We start from the raw sequence: 25,992 nt of genomic DNA on the forward strand, positions 1-25,992 counted from the left end.
CCCAACTCCATCCTTTTCACTTATTTTGTTAAGGTAGTATAAATTTCTTCTACCAAAGCTACTGTATTTTCCCAACCTAGACAAGGGTCAGTTATGGAGCAACCAAAGACCTCTGGTTGATTCTGGCGCCCATCTGCTAGGTAAGATTCGATCATAAAGCCTCGAACCGTCTTTTTAATCTTTTCATTCCAGTCACGATTCAGCAAGGCTTGACGAACAATGCGAACTTGTTCCATATACTGCTTGCCTGAATTGTCATGATTGGTATCGATGATAATGAAGGGATTTTCAAGCCCCATGGTCTCATAACGATTGATGGCATTTAAGAGGGTTTCATAGTAGAAGTTGGGTTCATTTTTGCCGTATTCGTTCATGGCACCACGAAGGATAACGTGGGCCAAGGGATTTCCTGAAGTTTCCACTTCTTGACCGTGGTAAAGGAAGGTTTGCTTGTTTTGAGCCGCATAGATGGCATTAAACATGACCCCAAGATTTCCAGATGTTGGATTTTTCATCCCAACTGGAGCATCAATCCCAGAGGCTACAAAGCGATGTTCTTGGTCTTCCACTGAACGAGCCCCTACAGCATGGTAGCTGACTAGATCATCGATCAAAACGAGATTTGACGGATAAAGCATCTCATCAGCTGTCGTCAAGCCCGTCTCCGTAATCACACGGTAGTGCAGCTGACGAACAGCTTGTATGCCATTAATCAAGCTTGGAGCTTTAGAAGTATCCGGCTGATGAACCAAACCCTTATAGCCATCTCCATTGGTACGAGGTTTAGCCGTATAGACACGCATCACGATAAAAATTTTATCCGCAACTTTTTTCTGTAAGTCTGCTAAGCGACGAGCATATTCGAGCACAGCTTCTTCATTGTCTGAAGAACACGGTCCCATCACCAAAAGGATTCGGTCGTCCTCACCCGAGATGATGGCTGCCAGCTCTCTATCGCGGGCTTCTTTCTTTCGCAAGGCTTCAGGTGACAACTGGGTCGCAGCCTTGATTGCTTCAATATCAATTTCTTGACCTTTTTCGATAAATGCCATCTTACTCTCCTAGCGTTTGGTAAATTTCGCGAACAAGTGCTTCTGTGTTGTCCCATCCGAGACACGGATCTGTAATGGACTTACCAAAAACTTCTGGCTCATTTTGACGTCCATCTTCTAGATAGGACTCAATCATAAAACCACGAACGTATTTTTTGATTTTTTCATTCCAGTCACGGTTAATCAAGGTCTGACGAACGATACGGATTTGATCCATGTACTGTTTGCCTGAATTATCATGATTGGTATCAATGATGATAAAGGGGTTTTCCAAGCCCATCTTTTCATACTGATCAATGGTATCCATCAAATTGTCATAGTAGTAGTTAGGAATATTTTTCCCGTATTCATTCAAGGCACCGCGAAGAATGGCGTGGGACAATGGATTCCCCGTTGTTTCCACCTCTTTACCGAGGAAGAGGAAACTCTGTTTATTTTGTGCTGCATAAATCCCGTTAAACATGACATTGAGATTTCCAGATGTTGGATTTTTAAATCCTGTCGAGAAATCTGCTCCACTCGCTACAAAACGGTGCTGTTGATCCTCTACAGAACGAGCTCCAACAGCCATATAAGAAATCAAATCATCCACCAACGGAAGATTTTCAGGATAAAGCATCTCATCCGCTGTTGTCATACCCGTCTCGGTAATCACGCGGTAGTGGAGCTGGCGAACAGCCTTAATCCCATTGATCAAGCTAGGAGCTTCTGTCGCATTTGGTTGATGAATCAAGCCCTTATAGCCATCCCCATTGGTACGAGGTTTAGCTGTATAGACACGCATGACCATAAAAATACGGTCTTTGACCTCTTCTTGCAAAGCAGATAGACGCTTGGCATACTCGAGAACCGCCTCTTCATTATCAGATGAACATGGTCCAATCACCAAGAGAATACGCTGGTCTTCCCCACGGATGATGGCTTCCAATTCCTGATCAAGTTGATTTTTTCTCGTAAGAGCCGCTCCCTCTAATTTAGACAAGGCGCGAACTTCTTCAATGTTAATTTTAGGACTTTTAGCTTTAAATACCATGATTCATCTCCTTATAAAGCAAACGGACACCAAGCAAAAAATGATTTTTACCAGGTATCCGCCTGTATCTTATCTCATATTATTGTCTCTTACCATGACAGTTCTTGAATTTCTTACCTGATCCACATGGGCATTGGTCGTTTCGTCCGATTTGGCTCAAGTCCAAATCTTCTGGAAGGCTTGCCTGCTGCGCTGCGATATTACGAGTCGCAGTTGTACTGATATTGTGTTCAGTTTGCGGACGTTCTTGTTCATGGATTTGTGCTTTCATCATCAAGCGGGTCACATCGAATTCAATCGATCCAATCATGTCGTTAAACATGCGGAAACCTTCTGCTTGATATTCTACAACAGGGTTGTTTTGGGCATATCCACGAAGACCAACAGCATTTCGCAACTGGTCAAGAGCATCGATATGGTCTGTCCACTTGTTGTCTACAACACGTAGAATCAAGACTTTTTGGAATTCTTTCACTGCATCTTCGTCACGAAGCTTAGCAACTTGGCTGTCATAGACTTTCAAGGCACGTTGGAAAAGTTCATCTTTGATAGCTTGGTCTGACAAACCTGCAAGGTCTGAACGGCTAATTGAATCTTCTGGAAGTAAGTTATACTTAGCGAAGTTCAAAATTGCTTCCAATTTTTCATCTTCCTTAGAACGTGCATGTGCATCCACGATACGTCCAATGGTACGACGAATCATAGCATGGATTTCTGGTGCCAAATCACGATCTGCAGTAATGACATCATAACGTTGTGCATAGATGATTTCACGTTGTTCACGCATAACGTCGTCATATTGAAGGACTTGTTTACGAGTGTCGTAGTTATTTCCTTCGACACGTTTTTGAGCTGCTTCAACTTGACGCGTTAACATGCGAGATTCGATGGCTTCGTCAGACATGTTGAGACGTTCAAAGACACCTTTCAAACGTTCTGAACCGAAACGTTTCATCAAATCATCTTCAAGAGACAAGTAGAATTGTGACTCACCTGGATCTCCTTGACGTCCTGAACGTCCACGAAGCTGATTATCAATACGGCGACTTTCGTGGCGCTCTGTACCAATGACGCAAAGTCCACCAAGTTCACGAACCCCTTCACCAAGCTTAATGTCGGTACCACGACCGGCCATGTTGGTTGCAATAGTAACCGCACCACGTTGACCAGCGTTCATGATAATTTGAGCTTCTCTATAGTGGTTCTTCGCATTCAAGACTTCGTGAGGAACGCCTGCTGCTACCAATTTCTTAGAAATATAATCACTGGTTTCAACGGCAACAGTACCAACCAAGACTGGTTGACCTTTTTGGTAACGCGCCTTCACATCCTCAATAACAGCCTTGAATTTAGCATCGATACTTGCATAGAGAAGGTCTGAGTGGTCAATACGTTGGATTGGACGGTTAGTAGGGATTGGGATAACACGAATGTTATAGATTTCACGGAACTCTTCTTCTTCTGTTTTACCAGTACCTGTCATACCTGCCAATTTCTTATACATACGGAAGAGGTTTTGGTAGGTGATAGAAGCTGAAGTCTTGGTCTCGTCTTGGATTGGCACACCTTCTTTTGCTTCAATGGCTTGGTGCAAGCCATCAGAGTAACGGCGACCTTCCATGGTACGACCTGTAAATTGGTCGACGATTAGGATTTCCTGCTCTTCACTAACCACATAGTCGATATCGAGAATCATGATATAGTTGGCACGGAGGGCATTGTCGATAAAGTGAGTAAGAGCCACATTTTCAATGTCGTAGAGATTTTCTAGTTTGAAGTAGCTTTCAGCCTTGTCAATACCAGAATCTGACAAACCGATCGTCTTAGACTGAACGTCAATGATATAGTCGTCCTTGTCCAAGGATTTCACGAAGTGATCCGCCATATGGTAGAGTTGGCTTGTTTCAACTGCGTTAGCACCTGAAACGATCAATGGTGTACGAGCTTCATCGATCAAGATCGAGTCCACCTCATCGACCAAGGCATAGTTGAGCGGACGTTGTACCATATTTTCTGCACGAACGACCATGTTGTCACGAAGGTAGTCGAAACCAATCTCTGAGTTGGTTGAGTAGGTAATATCGCAAAGATAAGCTTCTTTTTTCTCCATTGGAGATTTAGCTGCCAAGTTGATCCCTACTGAAAGACCGAGCCATGAGTAAAGCTCACCCATCTCAGTCGCGTCACGTTCTGTTAGGTATTCATTGACTGTAACTACGTGAACCCCTTTACCTGCAAGGGCATTGAGGTATACTGGCATGGTCGCTGTCAAGGTCTTCCCTTCACCCGTACGCATCTCTGGAACGTCACCATGGTGAAGAACAATCCCACCCATGACCTGAACCTTATAAGGGAAAAGCCCGAGGACACGTTTTGCAGCTTCACGAACTACCGCAAAAGCCTCATATAATAATGAATCAAGTGATTCACCCTTGTTGTAACGTTCTTTAAATTCGTCAGTCTTTGCTTTTAGTTCTTCGTCTGACATCGCAGCCATTTGGCTCTCATAGTTAAGAACCTTATCAGCCATCTTTTCCAGACGACGAAGTTCTCCTTTATCATTTTCAATAATCGTTTTTAAAATATTAGCCATGATTTTCCTTACTTTTTATTCTGAATATTTTAGAATGTTCTTTTAATTTTAGCATATTTACCATTATTTTTCAAGAAAGAATCCTTAATTTACAACGGAAAAGGCCAGCCAAAATTCAGCTTTTTTTTGCATAAATCTTCTGCGGCTCTTTTTTGTTTTTTGTTCGAGATGCATGCTTGATGATCCAAGCACAACTTGGACTCAGCTCCTCCTTTTGCCAAGTTTGAAGAATCCTTTCAAACTTATCAGGGTCTTCCTTGTACAAATCATTTAGATTATTGGCTACACTTTTTTGAATAGACTTGTCTCTATCATCTTTTAGATTGGTCAGAATAGTGGTGAAATCCTCAAAATAATCCAATACCACGGTTTGTCTCCTAGCCCAAGGCAGACGGATACGCATACATTCACTGGCAAGTCTACGAACGCGCAAATTTTCATCCCGACTCCATTCTAACAGCAAAGTCATTGTAGCCTTAGGATAGCGAGCCAGCAAGGGTCTCATAGAAAATTCTCCAGTAAATCGCTTGGTTAGTTCCTTACTAAAGGCCGCGCTCAATTCAAATTCCTTGTCCCCAAATAGCTCTACATATTTTCCGATTGGCCAAAGCCAATATCCTTCTGAGAACATACCTAGACCACCCTCTAACTCAGGACCCAAAATTTTCTCAAAAACCTTGAGAGAGTCCTCATAAGATAGGGGAAGGCAATCTTTGATACTTTTAGCCAAGAGTTCTTGACGCTGGCTAAACTCCAACTCTTCCAAGTCTTTTTCTAACAAGAGCCTAAACTTTCGCTCATCAAATGCAGGGGACGCTTCTTTCAACCGTCGACTCAAATCACTAGCATAAGTCAAGTCATAATAATCTTTTACTTTTTTAGCCATTTTTTTAATCCCTTAATCTTCTTTTTACGGGACTTATTATATCATACAGACAGCCCGTCAACAAAATTATTTTTATATCTCCAACTATTTTAATAAGGAAGAAAAAAGGACTAGAAGCTAGTCTAGTCCTTCATTTGTTAATATTTAATTTCCCAAGAATACAGGCAATATCCCAAAATACCAAAAGAGATTGATCCAGAAGGCCAAGCAAAAGATGATGCCAAAGAAGAAAAGACTGATTTTTTTAATCAGCACGGAGTATAGGATGGATAAAACGCCAAAAACCACGAAGAGTTTTTTCATAACGAAATAATATACTGAAACTCCTCCTATTTGCCAATCCCAAGGAAGGAAAAACATGAGGAACCAGAGAAGGCAAATCGTAAGGATATATCTCTTGTAGTGCGCTTCAAGAAAGGCTTTTGTTTTCTCCATAGCAAACCTCCATTTGAGTCACTGTCTCTTCCCTTTTATTATACCAAAAAAACCTGGAAAAAGCTTTCCAGGTTCGGTTTGAAATCACTAGTCATACTAGAGAAATTCCTTTATTCATAGGCTGATTCACTTTATTGACTGGATGAAGATGTTCCAAAATCGACCTTAGGAACTGTCTTGGCTTCTTCTGTTTCCTTGAAGGTTTCAGCTTCTTTAAAGTTCATCATATTCGCAAATAGCACGGTTGGAAAACTTCTCAACTTTTGATTGTACTCGGCTGCGACTTTATTATAATCCTTGCGTGCTACAAAGATACGATTTTCACTTCCTGAAAGTTCGACCATTAGTTGCTCAACATTTTGATTGCTCTTGAGTTCTGGATAATTCTCCGTCAAGGAAATCAAGCGGGAAAGAGCAGAGCTCAATTCTCCCTGAGCCTTTTGGTTTTCTTCCGAAGTTACTGAGCTACTACCGATTTTAGCTCTAGCATCCGCAATCTTGGTAAAGACTTCGGTTTCATGATTCATTTGTCCTTTAACGGACTCCACCAAGTTACCAATCAAGTCCGAACGACGTTGGAGGGCTGTCGAGACATCAGCCTGAGCCTGCTCCACTTTAGTCTGTTCACCAACCAAACCATTATAGGTCGTCACTGCGGAACAACTTCCCAGAACTAGTAGTCCAAAGAAAATCGCCACTATTGAGAGAATTACTTTATTTTGTTTCATATCAAAACCTTAACACTTTCTTTTATCAACTTTTCTGAGAAAATACTCAGATTTTAAATCAATTTCCCAAACTTTGTTTTTATTTTTAATTAAGGAGTGAACTCTTGCAAAGGAATCACCTTACTGTATGGAGAAATCGGTTTGTGCAATATATGATCACTCACCAGTCATCAGACGAACCACCGCCATCAAAGCCACCGCCGTCCCAGCCTCCAGATGAGTCGGAGCCCGAATCAGACCAAGAGGAACCTGAGTCTGATGAGTCACCGCCCCACCAGCCACCGCCAGAATCATCTCCACGTGAACCGCCACCACGACCACCAAATAGAAATCCGATAATCATCACGATGAAGTAAATGAGAACTCCAAATCCGATAACTCCGTCGCTCGAATTGCTTTTTCGATGACGTCTCGAAGAACTACTCTCACCAGCATACCTTTCAAGTTCCCTTAAGCGACTAGAGTTGGTGGTATAGTCGTAACTACTTTTAGAACTTGAAGCAGTCGTACTCGATCCACTATAAAACATGTAGTTGAGATTGTTTGCTATAGAAAGAACTCCATTGCTGTAGTCTCCCTTTTGAAAGTAAGGTCGTGCTGTTTTCAAAAATCTATTGGTCTGATAGTCCGTGATCTTACTGGCCACATTATTACTGGTTTCAATCCGTGATTTTCTATCCTCAACAGCGACCACAATCAAGGCGCCGTTGTTGTCTCCCGAGTAGCCAATCTTCCAAGCTCTAGCTGTTTCATTGGCTACAGTTTCGATTGTTTCTCCATCCAGGCTTTTCACAACGTAAACGCCCACTTGGAATTTTTCTGCTTTTTGACTATTTACCTTATTCAAGCCTTGGATCAGTCTGATTGTATCATCAGTCAGATAGTGATTGGGATCATAGATTCCGTACTCTGGTTTTTCAGGTGCTGTGAATGCTGACAAGAATAGAAAGACCATCAGCAATCCAAGCAAGCGAACCAACAAACTATGTTTAAATAATTTGATTCTTTTCATAATAACCTCCCTGATAAAGGAAAATTGATTTAAGGAATTATAGCATTTTGATTTTTACAAAGAAAGTGCATTTTCATTACAAATAGGTTACAAAAGTTAGGAAATTGACTTAATTTTGATGACAGATTCAGCTCTATATCTATTTCCCCTCCAACCCCAACAAGGAATAATTGGGAAAATGACTACCTCATAGTCAAGAGGGGAATAAAAAAGAGAGCTTGAGCTCTCTGTTAAATCACTTAATTCGTAATTTTTTCATAATCTGTATTTGTAGATTATATCGATACAAGCTATCGTTACTTCTGACAATTGACGGACAACCAATTTGCTGTGCAATTTTTTCTAACTTTATTGTTGAATACTTAGTATAAGTTATTCTCTTCTTGAGTAAAAGTAAAATATCGTTGATGTCAGAAAATTGGTTAAGAATTATTCTTCCATTTACCTTAGAATCAACAGTAATCAGACTAAATAGGCGTGCGGTTTGTTCCGAGGTAAAATAATTTGAATATTTAGTTCTAAAATAATGAAATGCCTTCAATAAATCTTTTAATCTGTGGTCGGAATTAATAAACTTATAATTAAAACCAAGTCCAAATTTTAACTTATGATCAGTACCTTTTTCCCCACTCGATGTTACACCATAAATTAAATTTTTTAATCTATAATAAAGAATCCAGAAATCTTCATCAGTATGAGAGGAAGATTTATAATATTTAAAATATCTCGTAAGTCTATTTAATACTTTTTTGTCATACTTTTTTTTAGAAATGTCAATGTGTACCTTTTTATCAGATATATTAAAACTATATCCAAGATACTCAAAGTTTAGTGTATTAATAGATGGTTTGTATTCATATATATCTGTCTTGGTTTCATTAGCTGATAAACTAATTTCGTTCAATAAACTAAATAATAAATTTTTCTCACTATCTTTATCAATAGTCATACTTTTAGGATAACTTTTGATCATTAATATGTCATCCACATATCTAACATAAAAAATTGGAGCAAACTCCCTCCTTATTGCATCATCAAAATCTTCTAAATATATTTCAGAAAGAGCGCTAGAAAATGGCATACCTAATGGTACACCCGAAATATGATTATTAAATATAAACGATTTAATGAAATCAAGACTAGTATCTTTTAACATAGAAGATTTAATGATTTTTTTATAAAGTCTATGCTTATTAATTGATGGGAAGAAATTCGCAATATCAGCCTTAATCACATAGAAATTCTGAGAAGTAGCATCTAAATCTGCTTGATTACAGTAAATACTTCCTTGGCTTAAAAATTGAATTAATGATTTGATAATAGCGTTTCTATTTGGGAGTACTAGGCTAAATTTATTTATAATTTCGGTATTTACATCGTTTAATTCTGAACGTAAATCCTCTTTTTTTAATTTATAAACCAGTCGCTCTCCGACCTTATTTTTTGAAAAAATCGAACTAAATTTCATGAAATATCCCTAAAATCGTAGGCACAGAGGAAGGATAAAATAATCTCTATTACGACAGATTTTTTTATCCTTACCAAGCTAGATACCATATACAACGCGAAGTACATAATAAAATGTACGGTACATGATACCTTAAGCAAAAGCTTGAAATAATCTTTTTGTGTGTATGAGAACTCAATCTTGTATTAACTAGTATTAAAATATTTAGTGTTCTCAAGCCTACGCTTTATATGGTACAATATAAGAGACAAAAAATCAAGGATAATTTAATTATGAATAAACAATATCTTAAGCAGGAATGGTTTTTAGCAAATGAAGTCCTCCCTTCTGAGGTGCCAATCTTTTTCTCAAATTCACCATTAAAAAATAATTTAGAAAATTTGATTAATCTAGTTCCAACGAATAATAAAAAATTTAACAAAAATTTCAATGACAAATATACCATCCCTCTTCGCTACGAAATTCCTAAAAATAATGGTAGTTATAGGACAATTTCGTTGATGCATCCTTCTTCACAGTTAAAGTTTTTACTTTATATTATGAAATACGAATATCTATTAATTAACTTTCTTCAAAAGTCTAAATTTAATGTTCGTAAAGTTCAAAAAGCAAATACTATAACATATTCAGAAAGTAAAGCTTTAGAAAAAGAACTGTTAAAAATGGAACAAGATTTTGGCATCGAAGGAAATAATTCTATTACAAATGAAGAATTGGACCCTTTCTTTAAAAAATATTTCACCTATAACAAACATCATAAATTATCTAACATTCTGAATTCTCCTAGTTTTAACAGAGATAGTTTACGATATCGATTTTTTTCTAAACTTGATATTCAAAACTTTTTTGGAAGTATATATACTCATTCAATTACATGGGGGATAGTTGGAGATAAACACATAGGTAAGGAATACTCAAGTGGGAAATTAAAGAATACTTTTGCAGCTCAATCAGACATACTACAACAAAAAAGCAATGATAACCAAACCAATGGTATTATAATTGGGCCAGAAATAAATAGAATAATTGCTGATATTATTTTAACGCACTGTGATTATAATATTGAGAGGAACTTAAATCGACAAAACATCATCTTAAATAAAGATTATAAAATTTATCGATTCATTGATGATTATTATGTTTTCTCATCAAAGTATGAAATACTCGAGATTATTGAGCAAGAAATTTCTAAGGAGCTTTCTAATTTCAATTTAAAACTCAATCTTGAAAAACATCAAATTAAAGAGCAGCCTTTCTCATTGGCTGATTCGTCCATTATACAATTAAAGCAACTTCTTAATAGTTTCAATGACAGGAGAGAACTAAAGCTTCTGGAATTGTCACGGAATCCTCATGCTATTGAAGAGTATAAACAACTTCTTAATAGAGACTCTGAGGTTTATGAAATCTCAAAAGGCAAGATAATTCTTACGGAACCTACTTGGAATCATCTATATCATACAATAAGGAATATAATTAGCAACACACATAGTTCTAAAAGGCGGGTCGTTCTATACTTTTTAAATGCTATCTCTTTAGAAATTTATGAACCAATTTTTCTTAATCAAGAAACAACATATCGTAAAGACTTTTTCAAATACCTCCGTAAAATAAATGCTGCTTTAGATCAAATAAATAATATTTATTCAATTCATCCTGATTCTGATACAACAAAGTCATACATTTATACTTTAATGGAATTCCGAGCTTCGATATCTAAATTAAGAAAAACAATCAATAATCAAAATGGAAACTTTATAACAAATAGTGAAAATTATTTATCAGATATCGAAAATAGGATATTTGAAAATATCTATCGTATATTGAAGAATAACTCAAATAGAATCAATAATATTTCTGATCTAATTGTATATTTGAAATTTTTTGATAAGAAGTTGAGTTCTCAGTTTTTATGTCAACTACTCGATGAAAATCCAGAAGATTACTATACACTTTGCGCTATTGGTTATTATATAATTGGATATAAAAGCAGATATAAGGTCGTCTTAAACTATTTATTTAAATCGATAATGAATTTTGTTAGAAATTACCAAACACATACGAAAAGTTTATTAGAAGATGCTAAATATTTTTATATTTTAAATGATTTTATTTACTATCCTGAATTTCAAAGACTAGAAAAAGAAGGTCAATTTACCAGAGACATTTTAGAGGATTTGAAAGATGAAGAATTGAATAAACTAGAAAGAGATAGTACCAATTATTTAATTTTTAAAGAATTAATGAATCAATCTTACTTTAACTGGAGTTTACAAGAACACGATTTTAAAAAATTACAACTTAAAAAGAAAGTTACAGACAGAAAAAATTATTCTTTTAATGATTACTAACATGATTCCAAGATTAAAAAACAATGTTGAAACTTTACCTAATGCTAGCATATCGAAATTATTTATTTGTGGAGGATTATATCTTTGGTAACCTTTTGGTAGCTAAACGGACAAAAACTATTCTTTTTCATTTCAAACCCATTCTGAGAATCAAGAAAAGGTAAACAGAAAAAACCTGAGACAAAATAGTTCTCAGGTTCTTTAAGTTATTCTTATTGGAGAACAAGCAAGGTTTACTTGCGTTTTCTTGCGATCAAATGAATCGGGGTTCCTTCAAAGACAAAGGCCTTGCGGATTTGATTTTCCAAGAAACGCAGGTAAGAGAAGTGCATGAGTTCTTCTTCATTGACAAAGATGACAAAGGTTGGTGGCTTGGTTGCCACTTGGGTAGCGTAGAAAATCTTGAGTCGTTTTCCTTTGTCTGTCGGTGTTGGATTGATAGCAATGGCATCCATAATGACATCGTTCAAAACTGCTGAAGGAATACGGGTGTTTTGACTTTCACTGATTTGCTTAATCATCTCAGGCAGTTTATGGAGACGTTGCTTGGTCAAAGCTGATACAAAGACAATCGGTGCATAAGGCAGATATTGGAACTGCTCACGAATATCCTCTTCCCATTTTTTCATGGTGTGGTTGTCTTTCTCAAGAGTATCCCACTTATTGACAACGATGATCATCCCTTTACCGGCTTCGTGGGCGAAACCCGCGATACGCTTGTCGTACTCACGGATACCTTCTTCGGCATTGAGGACCATCAAGACCACGTCAGAACGATCAATGGCACGCATAGCTCGCATGACAGAATATTTCTCCGTATTTTCATAGACTTTACCAGACTTACGCATACCAGCTGTATCAATCATGGTAAACTCTTGTCCATCCGTATCTGTAAAATGGGTATCAATGGCATCACGCGTTGTTCCAGCTACTGGACTAGCAATCACGCGGTCTTCTCCCAAAATAGCGTTGATCAAACTTGATTTTCCAACGTTAGGACGGCCAATCAAGCTAAATTTAATCACGTCTGGATTTTCTTCTTCAACTTCGTGTGGTAGATTTTCCACAATGGCATCCAGCACATCACCCGTACCAATACCGTGGACAGACGAAATTGGCAGTGGTTCACCCAATCCTAGCGCATAGAAATCAAAGATATCATTTCGCATTTCAGGGTTATCAACCTTGTTAACCGCTAGGATAACAGGTTTATGAGTTTTATAGAGTTTACGGGCTACGTATTCGTCCGCATCTGTGATTCCTTCTTTCCCAGAAACTACAAAGACGATGACATCAGCTTCTTCCATAGCAATTTCTGCTTGGTGCTTGATTTGCTCCATGAAGGGAGCATCGACGTCGTCAATCCCTCCAGTATCAATCATACTAAAGGAACGATTGAGCCACTCACCCGTCGCATAGATACGGTCACGTGTCACACCCTCGACATCTTCTACGATTGAGATCCGCTCACCAGCGATCCGATTAAATAGGGTTGATTTCCCAACATTGGGACGTCCCACAATGGCAATAGTTGGTAAGGCCATGTTTTCTCACTTTCTACAATAACTTTTTCTGTTCTAGATTCTTCCGAGTTGAACTAGGTTCGGCTTGACCAAACTGCTCAGCTAAACGTTGACTCCAAGAGGTCGTCGCACGCGCACCAGCATAGTCTGCCTGTACTTTGTCATAGTCCAAAATCGCCGCTACTGGCTGTTCTTGGTATTCTTCTTCAAAAACCACTTTGTTCAAAGGCAGTCTTGGTTTGACATCATGTTGTTGATTTGGCACACCAAGGGCAATCCCAAAAACAGGGTAGGTATAGTCAGGCAGGTTAAAAAGCGCTGCCACTTCTTCTGACTTGTAACGGACTAAACCGATGATAACACCACCATATCCCAGACTCTCCGCTGCAAGCAAGGTATTTTGACCAGCAAGCGCAGCGTCTACAGACGTGATAAGGAGACCTTCCACCCCTTGAGGTTGGAAACTGTCCGTATGAAGGCTTGCTCCCTTTTCAGCTCGATTCAAGTCACCGACAAAAAGCAAAAAGGCAGCTGACTGGCGAATGGCTTCCTGAGGAACCAGTTCGTATAAGGCATCTTTCTTCTCCTGACTGCGCACAAGAATCACAGGGTAGGATTGGAAATTTTTCCAAGATGACGCCATTTGTCCAGCAGTCAAAATCTCATCCAAGTCTGCTTGAAGAATCTCTTGTTCCTTAAAACGACGAACTGAAGTATGAGCTTTCATCAGTTTAATGGTTTCTGTCATCGGCGATTTTCTCCTTCTAGTCTCGTTTCCTCAGCCAAATAACGAATTCGTTCCATGACCCGTCTAGCTTCCCAAGTCTCATCATTCCCATTCTTTCCTTTGGCAAAATGTTTTTCCAAATCTTGGAAATTAAAGTTGGAAGTAAAAAAGGTCGGCAAATCTTCCTGCATGCGGTACTGGAGAATAACTTGGAGAATCTCATCACGTACCCAAGGAGTCGACTGTTCTGCACCAATATCATCCAAGACCAAGACTTCTGCTAACTTGATCTCATCCACCAAAGTCTTCACAGATCCTTCACCGATGGCATTTTTCACATCAATGACAAAACTTGGATAGTGGAGAATGGTTGTTGAAGCACCACGTTTTTCAGATAAGTCGTGAGCAAGGGCTGCCATCATGAAACTCTTACCAACACCAAAATCTCCGTAAAGATAGAGGCCTTTTCGGATGCTTGGGTAAAGGTCAACAAAGGAATAGAGTCTCTCAAAAATCGGTAACCGTCCTAGATCATCTAGGTCAATCTGAGCTAATTTCGCTTTCTTGAGACTTGCTGGTAGATTGATCAACTTAAGGCGATTCTTAATTGCAGCCTCTTTTTCTGCCGCGATTAGTTCTGGTGTTTCTTCATAAGATACATCTGCATAACCGTGATTCATGACCAAGATAGGCTTGTAGCCACGCGCTATATAGTCCGCATCCCCACGAAGAAATTTGTCCCGTTCTGTGATATATTGGTTGAACTTGGAGATGCTACGATTCAACTCATCTGGGGTGAGGGATTCTTTCTGGATAAAAGCCGCCACATCTGGGTCTTTCATAATCTGCTGGACTAGGTCCTGATACTGAAAACGACTTGTCTGACGTTTGATAACGTCCCCAACACTTTCCATCTAGTCTCCTCCTTCTTCTAATCGGGCTAACATTTCTTGTTTTTTACGTTCTAGTTCCAGACGAGTTTCCTCACTGGTTTGATTCTTGTATTCTGGATTACTCCACTTAGGAACATTTGTCTTAGTCGAGCTAGTTTTTGATTTTTGGTCTTCCTGGCCTTTTTGCTGACGCTCTCGAATCCGAAGCACAGCTTCCTCTGCTGTTCGAATTTTTTGGTAAGCATAGTCATTAGCGACCTTCATGGCATATTTTTCATTGACATTAGCCGAATCAACCTTGTTAAAAGTTAGAAGCAAGACGATATTGATGACTTCGTCCAACAAGCCTAAAGACGCCATCTGGTGAAGGAGTTCTCGCTCACTCTGGGTGATGTTCCCCTTACGCGTTTGCTTGATTTCCGCTAAAAAGTGCAGGGGAGTTTTATTTTTGGCTTCCCTGATAATAGTCATTTCTTTGGGGCTAAAGTCAGAAGTAGCTGGTTTTTGTGCTATCTTTTCACGCATGCGTTTGACTGAAATAACCTGAGCCACCGCTGTCGCCTTGGCTAATTGATAGGTTTCAAACCAGGTCCATTTTTTTTCATCTGCGATGGCAAACAATTCCAAAACATCCGCCTGCTCGTCTTTAAAACGCAAACCATCTCGAGCCATCAGGCGCTGGAAATAGTCCAAATCAAAATCGTTTTTTAACTTGCTTTTAGACTCGCTTGGGGTCACTTCTTCAGTCAGGGTTGGAAATACTTGACTCAAAGAAACAGAAAGTTCTTCTCCCTCACTTGGAGCCTGTTTCATAGCAGAAACAGCTGTATCCCCAATTTTTTTCTCCAATAATCTACTATAGACAGAATGACTTAGAAATTCCTGACTGGAGAGGGGAGAATGAAGCTGCAATTCATAGGTTTCTCCCCTTTGATAAAGGGTCAACAGATCTAAGGCAGATAAGACTTTAAAAGACTGGAGGAGCGTATTCATCCCGAAGTTCAAATGATTAAGAATGTTGGCAAAAAGGTGTTCCTTTTGCCCACCATCCCAAAAGGTAATGGCATATAGATAGAGGCTCAGTGCCTCCTGACCGATAATCGGGAGGTAGCACTGCACCAGAGAAGAGGTATCTTGTGACACCCGATTATTCTTTAGAAAAGAAAAACGGTCATTTGGCTTCATTTACTTTTCCTTTTTCTTTTTAGAGGACTGGGTGATCTGCTGGAGCAGACTCTCCAACTCACTCACATCCTTAAAGCTACGGTAAACACTGGCAAAACGAACATAGGTAATCTCATCCAGCTCTGCCAATTCTTCCATGACTAAGGACCCAATATATTCACTTTGGATCTCATTCTCACTGCGACTACGGAGTTTTTGCTCGATGCGATTGACCACCATGCCGATTTCATCACTTGAAACAGGACGCTTCTGGGCTGAGCGGATAATCCCATTAAAGATTTTATCTCTCGAAAACTGCTCTCGTGTACCGTCTTTTTTGACGACAACCAACGTTCTTTCTTCTACTCGTTCATAGGTTGTAAAACGATGCTGACACTCGTCGCACTCACGTCTTCGACGGATGGTATTTCCTTCTTCGGCTTGTCGACTATCAACAACACTAGACTTGGTAGCCCCACATTTTGGACAACGCATGCATTTCCCTCCTTGTCGTTTTCTTTTCATTATACCATTTTTTGAGCAATTCCCAAAACAATTCTTATTTTTACTTGACAAGTTTTTTGTTTTATTGTATTATTTAATTAGAACAATAAAGACAAAGAAAGGAGACTATGATGTCCTGGTCATTTGATAATACAAAACCGATTTATTTACAGATTATGGAAAAAATCAAATTACAGATTGTTTCCCATGAACTGGAACCCAATCAACAGCTCCCAACCGTGAGAGATTTGGCGAGTGAGGCTGGGGTTAATCCCAATACCATTCAGCGCGCCTTGTCTGACCTCGAGCGTGAAGGATTTGTATACAGCAAGCGGACAACTGGTCGTTTTGTCACCGAGGATTTGGACCTCATCCTTCAGTCCCGCAAACAACTTTCCGAGGAGCAACTGCAACAATTCGTCTCTTGCATGCTTCAATTTGGCTACAAAAAAGAAGAACTGCCAAATGTATTAAGCAACTATATTAAAGGAGTTTAAGACTATGACACTACTAGCGCTTGAAAATGTAACAAAATCATATGGAGCAACCGCGGCACTTGACAATATCTCACTAGAGATCTCAGCCGGAAAGATTGTCGGGCTCCTTGGACCAAACGGATCCGGAAAAACAACCTTGATCAAACTGATCAATGGTCTCCTTCAACCAAATAAAGGACGTGTCCTCATTAACGGACAGGATCCAAGTCCTGCTACCAAGGCGATCGTCTCCTACCTACCAGATACAACCTACCTCAATGAAGAGATGAAGGTTAAGGATGCTCTAACCTATTTTAAAACCTTCTACCAGGATTTCAATCTCGAAAAAGCCCAACACCTTTTAGCCGATCTCGGTATTGATGAAAACAGTCGCCTCAAGAAACTATCAAAAGGGAACAAGGAAAAGGTCCAACTCATCTTGGTTATGAGCCGTGAAGCCCGCCTCTACGTTCTGGACGAACCAATCGGAGGCGTGGATCCAGCTGCCCGTGATTATATCCTCAATACCATCATCAATAACTACTCACCAACCTCTACGGTGCTGATTTCAACCCACTTGATTTCAGATATTGAGCCAATCTTGGATGAGATCATCTTCCTCAAAGACGGAAAAGTCGTCCGCCAAGGAAATGTTGATGATATTCGTTACGAGTCAGGTGAATCAATTGACCAGCTCTTCCGCCAGGAATTTAAAGCCTAAGCAAAGGAGATTATTATGTTTTGGAATCTAGTTCGTTATGAATTTAAAAATGTCAATAAATGGTATCTGGCACTCTACGGTGCTGTACTTGCAATTTCAGTTTTGATTGGAGCTTTTATTAGCAGTCTTAGCCAGAGTTACAATCCTAACAATGCTGCTTATTTCATCTTCTTTTTAGTACTAGTCTTTGGAGGACTCAGCGTCACTCTTTGGATTGCAACAATCTTTTTAATCATCCGAAGATTCAAGGGTAGTGTTTATGACCGCCAAGGGTACTTGACCTTGACCTTGCCTGTCTCCGAGCACCAAATCATCACCGCAAAACTTTTAGGTGGTCTTGTCTGGTCCATCTTAAGCTATATCGTCTTTATCTTGAGTATATTGATTATCATCTTCTTAACACCAATTGAAAAAGACTTCACTGCCCTCTACAACTTCATTTCCCCTTATCTCAGCTACGGCTGGCTGTATGCCCTATCACTATTTGTCGGGTCAATCGCATGGATTTTATCCATTTACCTCTCCATCTCTATCGGACAACTCTTTAACGAATATCGAACAGCCATGGGGATTCTAGCCTATATCGTCATTTCAATCGTTATTGGTTATATCACTTTCTTCTTAAGAGTTGACAATGACTATAACGTGATGGCTGGTACAGAAATCTTGCGTGATCTCTTTTTATCAGCTATCTACTATCTCGGTACCTACTACATTTTGAAAAACAAGATTAACTTGCAATAAAAAATGCCCAGCTAGAAAGCTGGGTTTTTCTTTAACTCAATATCAAACTGGCTACGATGGGGCTGACAAAGACGTAGAGAATCCCGGTAACACCGATAGCTAAACCACCCATGGCTCCTGCTACGGAGCCGTATCGAAAGGCGGTTCCCGTTCCGACAGCGTGGCCTGTTCCTCCTAGGGAAAGCCCGACTGCTACCGGATCATCAATTTTCAACCACTTCAAAAGAGTTGGTCCGATAACACTGGTCAAAATCCCAGTCGCTACTACGACGACCAAGGTCACAGTCGTTAAACCTTGCAATTTTTCTGTGATTCCCACTGCCATGGCAGTTGTCACTGACTTGGGAAAGAGAGAAATGGCTAGGAAAAAGTCCATGCCAAATATTTTCGCTACTATGGCAGTGAAGCTAGTATTGACAACTACTGCTAACAGACTACCAAAGAGAATACTCCTAGCATGGTGCTTCATCAAGTGAAAACTCTTATAAAGCGGAATCCCTAGAGCCACGGTCGATGGGACAATCAAGTTGTTCAAATAAACCCCACCTTGGTAATAATCTTGATAAGAAATACCCGTCGCCTTAAGGAAAATAATGATAAAAATAGCTGACAAAAGCAGGGGCGTTGTCAATGGATGGGGAAAACGTCTGTAAATCAACATTCCTACTAGATAAGCTAGAATAGACAGTGCAAGCCCAAACAGAGGATTGGAAACAAATTCGATCATTTGGCATCTCCTTTCTCATAATCTCCCTCAAATCGTCTCTTGATAAACTGAACCACTAGGGCAATAAGAATAATGTTGATGACAGCCGCAAAAAAAACAATCAAGACGATAGGCAAAAGATAAGGAGCAATCACATCAAACTTTTCCATGATACCCACTGCTGGTGGCAAAAAGAGAATGGTCATATTGGCCAGCAAGAAATTCCCCACCATATTGACATGCCTGGTTCTTAGCCACTTGAACTGCAGGGCTAGAAAGAGAAGCAGCAACCCGATAATACTGCCTGGGATGGGCAGATGAAAGAAACTAGAGATTCCCTCACCGATCAATGAAATCACAAAGAGAATCATTAATTGAACATATAATTTCATCCTAAACTCCACGAAATAGACTTCTTGCATACCAGTTTACTCTTTTTTCAGAAAATTTCAAGGAAATATCATGATTCTTCTTTCTTGCAAGGATTAGTTAAAAGTAGTATAATCATTGCATGCGCAATCATCTTGTGTTACAAAGATAATCAGTAATGACTTTGTGATTTTTACTTTGAAAAGAAAGGAGAAAGCAATGACCTATTTGGAAAAGTGGTTTGACTACAACCGCCGTCAAAAGGAAATGGAAGCCTTATTGGAAGAAACTATTGCCCAGCAGAGTGAACAAAGACTGACCTTGAAAGAGTTTTACCTGCTCTACTATCTGGACCTAGCTGATGAAAAATCTTTACGGCAGATTGATTTACCAGATAAACTCCATCTTAGCCCAAGCGCTGTTTCTCGAATGGTGGCTCGCCTGGAAGAGAAAAACTGTGGCTTGCTTAGTCGCCGGTGTTGCGATCAGGATAGACGGGCTAGCTTTATCTGCCTGACTGACGAGGGACAGACAACTCTAGCTTACCTGCAAAAGGCTGTCGAAGAAAGACTGGAGACGAGTCTTAATTTCATTTCATAATCAGATTTTCTAAAAAAGTTGCGTGCGCAATCATTTTTCTTGACATTCCTCTTTTCAAGGAGTACAATAAAGTCAAGATCGAACAAAGGAGTTTTATATGATCGAAATTACTTATCTAGACGCCAGCAAACAAGAGAGAACCATGACTTTCGAGTCTTACCAAGACTTTGAACGTTCTCAACACGCCTGCCTTATCGGCGTCGCGGATTACTACACTGTCCAAAAATTAACCTACAATGGTCATGATTTGGACTACCATGGGACTTATGGAGATGTTTTCTTCTATCTCATGAAACAAGATTTAAGCCAATATAATTAAAAAGGAGAAATACAATGGCAAAAGCAATTACAGATGCAACATTTGAACAAGAAACAAAAGACGGTTTGGTCTTGGTAGACTTCTGGGCAACTTGGTGTGGTCCATGTCGTATGCAAGGTCCAATCTTGGACAAATTGTCTGAAGAACTTTCAGAAGATGTCTTGAAAATCGTTAAAATGGACGTTGATGAAAATCCAAACACAGCTCGTGCCTTTGGAATCATGTCTATCCCAACCCTTCTCTTCAAAAAAGACGGCCAAGTGGTGAAACAAGTTGCAGGTGTTCATACTGCAGAACAAATCAAGGCCATCGTTGCTGAATTGAGCTAATCACGAAACACTCCCATTCCAGAAGGGAGTGCTTTTTTGTTTGCATAGAAAAAACCCTGTTCCTCAAACTGAGAACAGGACTCTTTTTTCGTTTCTTATTCTTCTGTTCCAAGGCAGTTTTTTGCAACAAGAGCTGCAAGTACACCACCAACGATTGGAGCAAGGATGAAAATCCAAACTTGTTCAAGAGCTGCGCCACCAACCAAGACAGCTGGAGCCAAACTACGAGCTGGGTTTACTGAAAGGCCTGTGATGTTCAATCCTACAAGGATCATAGCCATCAGGGACAAACCGATTACCAAACCAGCAATCGCGCCATTGCCCTTGCTTGCTGATGTTACAGTCATGATAACCAAAACAAACAAGAAAGTTGCGATGACTTCAAACAAGAAACCACCAAAGACAGTGACACCGTTTGCCAAGGCATTTTCACCAAGACTAGCAGTTGACATGCCTGAGTTAGACAAGAGGAAGAATACTGCAGCTGACGCAAGGAAAGCTCCAACTACTTGTCCAAGGATGTAGTTTACAAGCTCTGAAGATGACAAACGTTTGTTTACAAACATAGCGATCGAAACAGCTGGGTTCAAGTGAGCACCTGAAACAGTTCCGATTGAGAAAGCTGCGACTACAATTGCCAAACCAAAGGCAAAAGCAATTCCAAGGTGTCCAAGACCTTCAACACCATTCCCAAAAACAACAGCTCCTGTTCCGATGAACACAAGCATAAATGTACCGATTAATTCAGCAACAAATTTTTTCATGATAAGTCTCCTTTTTTCAAACTATGTATTAGTCTATCAAAAGAAGGAAAGGGTTTCAAGAAAATTGACTGGAAAGTTCTTTGAAAATCATAAAATGACTAGCTAATCTCTAGTATTGAAAAGATTGAATGGCTTCTTTCAAGGCATCTTGTAAACTATTTTTCTGGTCAAGTTGGATATAGACTTCCAACAGACAGGATCTGAAGTTGGAAAATTTATAAAAATCTTCCCTCTCTTCTATTGGAAAGTCAATAGTTTTTATCCAAGAAGCTACTTGTTCTTGCCCTAATTTCCCTTGCAAAATGGGTTCATAAAGTACTCTCGCTAATCGCCAATCCTCATCATTTGTAAAACGAATGGTAATTCTTTTAAATAGTTGACCCAGTACATCAAATACTTCAGAAACTCTGTTACTAGGAAAATCTGGATGACAAACGACTTCAGTCAAGAGATCCGCTCCATGCGCAAAAGCGTGAACCCAACCATACTGACTTGAAAAACCTGTCGTATCCTTTTCTTTTTTTAAGTAATGCAAACCTTGAAATAGCATAGCATTTCTTATATCAGCTTTTAATCCTTTATAGAAAAGAGAGTGCTCGTTACCATCCGCAGACAATAGATTGGCATAAATAAGAGCCCTAAAAGAACGTTTAAGAGCCGAGACCCCTCTACTATCAATCTCTTTGTATAGACCTTCATCAGAGGAGACCTCTTCTGAGATAAACTGAAACTGCTCAAGGGAAAACAACTCTTCTTGAATCCCTCTTGCTAAACTCGTAAAAACAAGTTCGTCCCGAATTTCTGGAGAGGCATCTCCTAAATGCTCAAGCAACCACTGAATTTCTTCTCGGCTATAGCTTGGTTTTTCTTCTATCACTTTTCTTTGTAATTTTCGACGCATCTCAAGTACCTCTACATTTCTAGTAACTTATCAAAAAGCCATCCGAAGATGACTTTCTATTCATTAAACTCCAAATTCAGCACATACTCTATAGTAGGTTTAATTCTGACATCCTGTTTCTTTACTCCCCCAACTCAGCACTGTAGGCGATAATCTGATCAACTGTGTCTGACAAAAATTGGATGGTATCACGGAGTGGTTTGTCTGTTGAGATATCAGCACCGATAATCATTGCTGACTCAAGTGGTGTCTTGCTGCCACCTGATTTGAGAAGATTGAGCCAGTCTTCGGCTCCAGTTTCAGAGTTTTTCAGATGGAGATAGCCAGCAGTCGAGATGACAAGACCAGCAGAGTAAGTGTAACTATACAAGCCCATGTAGTAGTGGGCTTGGCGCATCCAAGTGAGTGCCGCATCGTCATCAATTTCAATAGCATCTACCCAGAAATCTGTCAAAACTTCCTTCATAATACTGTTGAGCTTGCTTGCCCCAAAGGTTTCTCCTTCTTCAATCAATGTATAAACCTTACGTTGGAAGGCTGCTTCCAAGAGGTGGGTAATAAAGTTATGGAAGTAGGTGTCGGTCAAACGATGGGCAAGGGCAAAGCGTTTTTGACGTGGATCATCAGACTGGTGCTCCAAGTAGTCACTGAGAAGCAATTCATTGAAGGTTGATGGCGCTTCAACATAGTAGGTCGACATATGAGCATTAAAGTAACTTTGGTGGTTATCTGAAAAGATAAATTGACCAGAATGCCCGATTTCATGAATCAAGGTATAGACATCACTCAAACGACCTGTCCAGCTCATAAGGACATATGGATGCACACGGTAGGGATCAGCTGCATACCCACCAGAATCCTTGCCACTGTTAGCAGCGAAGTCCACCCAACGTTCTTCTTGATAGCGAGCAACTTCCTGACAATATTCTTGTCCCAAAGGTTCTACTGACTTCATGACCAAATCATAGGCGTCATCAATAGTCACTTCAGGATTAAGGGCGCTGTCCAAGTCCAATTTCCAGTCTGCAAAGGTCATCTTTTCAAGACCATTGACCTTGGCAACATGCTTGAGGTATCTCTGAGCAACTGGCGCAAAGTCCTTCATGATGAGGTCAATCTGACGGTCAAACATGGCACGGTCCACTTCTTGCTCAGCTAGAAGATAATCAAAAACCGAGTCGTAGCCCTTCATATCTGCCAACAGTTTTTCAGACTTGACCTGAGCTAAGTAGGCTGCCGCAGCCGTATTTTGGTGCTTACGAAGTCCCTCTGAGAAAGAACGGAAAGATTTCTCACGAACCTCAGCGTCCTCGTGGTTTTGGTAGAAGTTTTCGTAGGTCACAAAGCTGTTTTTGTAGATTTTTCCATGGGCTTCAAAGTCAGCCATTTCAAAGTCCCCAGCTCGCATCTTAGTATAAATGTCCTGTGGACTGTAAAAGACTTCACCCAGATTTGTCAAGGCCTTCTCCACATCAGCCCCTAGATAGTGGGCTTTTTTGATTTTAGCCTGACGAATGGCTGCCGTCAAGTGAGGCAATTCACCCAAACGGTCCAAGACTTCCTCGTCTGCTGCCACCAAGGCGTCGTCAAAGAAGGTCAAGGCTACACTGGCATCTGTTTCAAATTCCATCCCAGCTTGGGCAATATTGGCAAATTCTTCATTGCTATAGTCTGTCGTCTGAGGCATAAAGGCATAATTACCTATATGACTCATCTGAATGTAGATTTGCTCCAATTCCGCAAAGGCCTTCTCAAAATCCTCAAAAGTATGAAGATTATCCTTGTAATCTCGGCTAAATTGATTGATGTCTTCGCGCGTTTTCTCGATTGCACGCAAGAAATCCTCACGGTCTTGGTATAGGGCTGTTAAATCCCAAAGTTCCTTTTCGGAAAATTCTGAACGGTGTTTTTGTTCCATATTCTTCCTCTTATTTCTCTAATTCTAATAAAACACTAATGGCTGATAAGGCATAAAGCGGGGCTGTTTCTGCTCGCAAGATGCGAGGGCCAAGCCCTGCCAAGACGGCTCCTTTAGCTTCAAAACTTTCAATTTCTGCTGGTGAGAGACCGCCTTCTGGGCCAAAGATAAAGAGCAATTTGGCTCCTTTTTCAAGACCAGTGACTGCTTGTAAGAGAGCAGCGGTTTCTCCTTCTTTAGCTAACTCTTCATAGGCCACTACGATAGAGTCAAACTGGGCCAGTTGGGCTAGAAAATCTGCTTTTTTCTCGAAAAGCTGGATACTTGGAACCAGATTACGCTTGCTTTGCTCTGCTGCTCCAAGGGCGATTTTTTCCAGTTTTTCAACTTTCTTGCCTAGTTTCTTGCCGTCCCATTTGGCAACTGACCAATCGGCAGGAAAGGCCCAGATTTGGCTAGCGCCTAGTTCTGTTACTTTCTGAGTAATAAACTCCAGCTTGTCTCCCTTGGGAAAGCCTGATGCGATGGTTACTTGAACTGGTAGTTCCACATTGTCAGCTAACTCTTGGACCAACTCAAACTGACGTTTTTCCACATCCAGCACGCGCGCCAAACGCTTGATACCATCATCAAAGACCAAGGTCACCTCATCATCTTCTTTCAAGCGCATGACCTGAAACATATGCTTGCTGGTTTCCTTGTCCTCAATAGTGACAGGAGAGACTGCACTGCCCTTGACAAAATACTGCTGCATGCTAGCCTCCAATCACACCTGAAATATCCTTAGTCTTCTTAAAGACACAGGCATTCCATTCCCCTTGAATCATGTGGGTTTCAAGGAAAAATCCAGCTGACTCAGCTGACTCGCGCACCATATCCCACTTGTCCTTGATAATGCCACTCATGATGAGGTAGCCTTCGTCCTTGACCAAACGATAAGCATCGTCTGTCAGATGAATGAGAATATCCGCCAAGATATTGGCCACAATGACATCTGCTTCAATCTCCACACCCTTGAGCAAATCTCCAGTAGCAACATGGATGTTTTCCATGCCAGGGTTGAGCTCGATATTTTCCTGAGCCACCCGAACCGCCACATCATCCAGGTCATAGGCGAAAATTTCCTTAGCGCCAAGAAGTGTGCTGGCAATAGAAAGGACACCTGAACCAGTTCCTACATCCAGCACCGTTTCGCCACCACGAAGAACCTGCTCCAAGGCAAAAAGGCTCATCTTGGTCGTTGGATGAGTACCCGTACCAAAGGCCATACCAGGATCCAGCTTGATAATCTTTTCTCCCGCAGTCGCCTCATAGTCCGTCCAAGACGGCACGATGGTCAAGTCATGAGTAATACGAGCTGGTTCATAATATTTCTTCCAGTTGTCTGCCCAGTCTTCCTCAGCCAAGGCAGTCGTCCCCATCTTGACTTCTCCCAAATCCATAAACTCAGTTAATTCTAGGAGACGTGCCTGCAAATCCGCCTCAACCACTGCCACATCAATCGTATCTGGATAGTAGGCGGTCACTACGATTTCTTCTTGTTGCTCGACCTCTGGGAAAATCTCACCGAAGCGATCCACATTCCCCACATAGTCCATACTGTCTTCGATCGCAACACCTTGCGCCCCCAGCTCAATCAAGAGATTGGAGACCAGCTCCTCCCCCTCACGCTTCACTGTAACTTTTAACTCTTGCCATGTTTCCATAATTAAGATACCAAGCCCGTAAAACACAAAGCCAAAATAGGAAACTCTCCGAAGACGCTTGTGTCTAAGA

At 40.2% G+C, this 25,992-nt stretch carries 27 protein-coding genes; 7 read left to right on the top strand and 20 right to left on the bottom strand.

Going from position 1 to position 25,992, the window contains the following annotated elements; genetic code table 11:
- Positions 1-20 precede the first annotated feature (20 nt).
- The 8 genes from SORDD27_RS05835 to SORDD27_RS05870 form a co-directional block, all read right to left on the bottom strand.
- The gene (locus SORDD27_RS05835) at positions 21-1,052 is read right to left on the bottom strand and encodes a 3-deoxy-7-phosphoheptulonate synthase (RefSeq protein WP_061427893.1); all 1,032 of its coding nucleotides are present in this window, start codon (positions 1,050-1,052) and stop codon (positions 21-23) included.
- Between the two features lies 1 nt (position 1,053).
- Entirely contained in the window at positions 1,054-2,085 is a 1,032-nt protein-coding gene (locus SORDD27_RS05840) for a 3-deoxy-7-phosphoheptulonate synthase (protein WP_061427898.1), read from the bottom strand.
- A 79-nt stretch (positions 2,086-2,164) separates the two neighbouring features.
- On the bottom strand, positions 2,165-4,678 hold the full coding sequence (gene secA, locus SORDD27_RS05845; RefSeq protein WP_061427900.1) for a preprotein translocase subunit SecA: 2,514 nt from the start codon (positions 4,676-4,678) through the stop codon (positions 2,165-2,167).
- Between the two features lie 115 nt (positions 4,679-4,793).
- Positions 4,794-5,564 (bottom strand): DNA alkylation repair protein, encoded by a 771-nt coding sequence (locus SORDD27_RS05850; protein ID WP_061427903.1) that lies wholly within the window; start codon positions 5,562-5,564, stop codon positions 4,794-4,796.
- 144 nt (positions 5,565-5,708) lie between these two features.
- Complete coding sequence (locus SORDD27_RS10345; RefSeq protein ID WP_061427907.1) at positions 5,709-5,999, bottom strand: hypothetical protein; 291 nt, start codon at positions 5,997-5,999, stop codon at positions 5,709-5,711.
- A 131-nt stretch (positions 6,000-6,130) separates the two neighbouring features.
- Positions 6,131-6,727, bottom strand: coding sequence for a LemA family protein (locus tag SORDD27_RS05860; RefSeq protein WP_000812473.1), 597 nt, complete (start codon positions 6,725-6,727; stop codon positions 6,131-6,133).
- A gap of 160 nt (positions 6,728-6,887) precedes the next feature.
- The gene (locus SORDD27_RS05865; protein WP_061427911.1) at positions 6,888-7,739 is read right to left on the bottom strand and encodes a TPM domain-containing protein; all 852 of its coding nucleotides are present in this window, start codon (positions 7,737-7,739) and stop codon (positions 6,888-6,890) included.
- Between the two features lie 235 nt (positions 7,740-7,974).
- Positions 7,975-9,207, bottom strand: a complete 1,233-nt coding sequence (locus SORDD27_RS05870; RefSeq protein ID WP_061427918.1) for an RNA-directed DNA polymerase — start codon at positions 9,205-9,207, stop codon at positions 7,975-7,977.
- Between the two features lie 272 nt (positions 9,208-9,479).
- Between SORDD27_RS05870 and SORDD27_RS05875 the strand changes: the two genes are divergently transcribed.
- Positions 9,480-11,558 carry an RNA-directed DNA polymerase gene (locus tag SORDD27_RS05875; protein WP_061427919.1) on the top strand — a complete coding sequence of 693 codons (2,079 nt, stop codon included), beginning with the start codon at positions 9,480-9,482 and terminating at the stop codon, positions 11,556-11,558.
- A 233-nt stretch (positions 11,559-11,791) separates the two neighbouring features.
- Here the strand turns inward: SORDD27_RS05875 and der are convergent, their stop codons facing one another.
- From der to nrdR, 5 genes are read right to left on the bottom strand one after another with little or no spacing between them, the layout of a single operon-like run.
- On the bottom strand, positions 11,792-13,102 hold the full coding sequence (gene der / locus SORDD27_RS05880; RefSeq protein ID WP_001207688.1) for a ribosome biogenesis GTPase Der: 1,311 nt from the start codon (positions 13,100-13,102) through the stop codon (positions 11,792-11,794).
- Between the two features lie 13 nt (positions 13,103-13,115).
- Positions 13,116-13,829 (bottom strand): nitroreductase family protein, encoded by a 714-nt coding sequence (locus SORDD27_RS05885; RefSeq protein WP_061427922.1) that lies wholly within the window; start codon positions 13,827-13,829, stop codon positions 13,116-13,118.
- Positions 13,826-14,722, bottom strand: coding sequence for a primosomal protein DnaI (gene dnaI / locus SORDD27_RS05890; protein ID WP_061427923.1), 897 nt, complete (start codon positions 14,720-14,722; stop codon positions 13,826-13,828). Before dnaI ends, SORDD27_RS05885 begins: the two co-directional genes overlap by 4 nt.
- Entirely contained in the window at positions 14,723-15,886 is a 1,164-nt protein-coding gene (locus tag SORDD27_RS05895; protein ID WP_061427927.1) for a DnaD domain protein, read from the bottom strand. It abuts the gene before it with no gap.
- Complete coding sequence (gene nrdR, locus SORDD27_RS05900; RefSeq protein WP_001203676.1) at positions 15,887-16,360, bottom strand: transcriptional regulator NrdR; 474 nt, start codon at positions 16,358-16,360, stop codon at positions 15,887-15,889.
- A gap of 140 nt (positions 16,361-16,500) precedes the next feature.
- Between nrdR and SORDD27_RS05905 the strand changes: the two genes are divergently transcribed.
- Genes SORDD27_RS05905 through SORDD27_RS05915 form a run of 3 tightly spaced genes read left to right on the top strand, consistent with a single transcriptional unit; the run spans position 16,501 to position 18,310 of the window.
- Positions 16,501-16,866 (top strand): GntR family transcriptional regulator, encoded by a 366-nt coding sequence (locus SORDD27_RS05905; RefSeq protein ID WP_061427929.1) that lies wholly within the window; start codon positions 16,501-16,503, stop codon positions 16,864-16,866.
- A 4-nt stretch (positions 16,867-16,870) separates the two neighbouring features.
- Entirely contained in the window at positions 16,871-17,566 is a 696-nt protein-coding gene (locus SORDD27_RS05910) for an ABC transporter ATP-binding protein (RefSeq protein ID WP_000173187.1), read from the top strand.
- A gap of 15 nt (positions 17,567-17,581) precedes the next feature.
- Entirely contained in the window at positions 17,582-18,310 is a 729-nt protein-coding gene (locus tag SORDD27_RS05915; protein WP_061427932.1) for a hypothetical protein, read from the top strand.
- Positions 18,311-18,341: 31 nt separating this feature from the next.
- On the opposite strand, the gene SORDD27_RS05920 is transcribed toward SORDD27_RS05915, so the two are convergent.
- Both SORDD27_RS05920 and SORDD27_RS05925 read right to left on the bottom strand, forming a co-directional pair.
- The gene (locus SORDD27_RS05920; protein ID WP_061427935.1) at positions 18,342-19,037 is read right to left on the bottom strand and encodes an LrgB family protein; all 696 of its coding nucleotides are present in this window, start codon (positions 19,035-19,037) and stop codon (positions 18,342-18,344) included.
- Positions 19,034-19,408 (bottom strand): CidA/LrgA family protein, encoded by a 375-nt coding sequence (locus tag SORDD27_RS05925; protein ID WP_061428099.1) that lies wholly within the window; start codon positions 19,406-19,408, stop codon positions 19,034-19,036. Before SORDD27_RS05925 ends, SORDD27_RS05920 begins: the two co-directional genes overlap by 4 nt.
- A 196-nt stretch (positions 19,409-19,604) precedes the next feature.
- On the opposite strand from SORDD27_RS05925, the gene SORDD27_RS05930 reads away from it, so the two are divergent.
- The 3 genes from SORDD27_RS05930 to trxA all read left to right on the top strand — a co-directional run bounded on the left by SORDD27_RS05930 (position 19,605) and on the right by trxA (position 20,633).
- Positions 19,605-19,985 carry a MarR family winged helix-turn-helix transcriptional regulator gene (locus SORDD27_RS05930; RefSeq protein WP_061427937.1) on the top strand — a complete coding sequence of 127 codons (381 nt, stop codon included), beginning with the start codon at positions 19,605-19,607 and terminating at the stop codon, positions 19,983-19,985.
- 97 nt (positions 19,986-20,082) lie between these two features.
- Positions 20,083-20,304 carry a DUF4649 family protein gene (locus SORDD27_RS05935; protein WP_000570263.1) on the top strand — a complete coding sequence of 74 codons (222 nt, stop codon included), beginning with the start codon at positions 20,083-20,085 and terminating at the stop codon, positions 20,302-20,304.
- Between the two features lie 14 nt (positions 20,305-20,318).
- Positions 20,319-20,633 carry a thioredoxin gene (trxA, locus tag SORDD27_RS05940; protein ID WP_001029581.1) on the top strand — a complete coding sequence of 105 codons (315 nt, stop codon included), beginning with the start codon at positions 20,319-20,321 and terminating at the stop codon, positions 20,631-20,633.
- 95 nt (positions 20,634-20,728) lie between these two features.
- Here the strand turns inward: trxA and SORDD27_RS05945 are convergent, their stop codons facing one another.
- From SORDD27_RS05945 to prmA, 5 genes are all read right to left on the bottom strand, one after another.
- Entirely contained in the window at positions 20,729-21,397 is a 669-nt protein-coding gene (locus SORDD27_RS05945; RefSeq protein WP_000714829.1) for an MIP/aquaporin family protein, read from the bottom strand.
- A gap of 109 nt (positions 21,398-21,506) precedes the next feature.
- Entirely contained in the window at positions 21,507-22,298 is a 792-nt protein-coding gene (locus SORDD27_RS05950) for a DUF2785 domain-containing protein (RefSeq protein WP_061427939.1), read from the bottom strand.
- A 121-nt stretch (positions 22,299-22,419) separates the two neighbouring features.
- Positions 22,420-24,216: an oligoendopeptidase F gene (gene pepF, locus SORDD27_RS05955; protein ID WP_061427941.1), complete on the bottom strand. Its 1,797-nt coding sequence runs from the start codon at positions 24,214-24,216 to the stop codon at positions 22,420-22,422.
- 10 nt (positions 24,217-24,226) lie between these two features.
- Positions 24,227-24,970, bottom strand: coding sequence for a 16S rRNA (uracil(1498)-N(3))-methyltransferase (locus SORDD27_RS05960; protein WP_061427943.1), 744 nt, complete (start codon positions 24,968-24,970; stop codon positions 24,227-24,229).
- 1 nt (position 24,971) lies between these two features.
- Positions 24,972-25,922 carry a 50S ribosomal protein L11 methyltransferase gene (prmA, locus tag SORDD27_RS05965; RefSeq protein ID WP_081103366.1) on the bottom strand — a complete coding sequence of 317 codons (951 nt, stop codon included), beginning with the start codon at positions 25,920-25,922 and terminating at the stop codon, positions 24,972-24,974.
- Between the last annotated feature and the right edge of the window lie 70 nt (positions 25,923-25,992).

The sequence above is a fragment of the Streptococcus oralis genome, from assembly GCF_001579025.1.
GTDB classification, from domain to species: Bacteria; Bacillota; Bacilli; order Lactobacillales; family Streptococcaceae; genus Streptococcus; species Streptococcus oralis_X.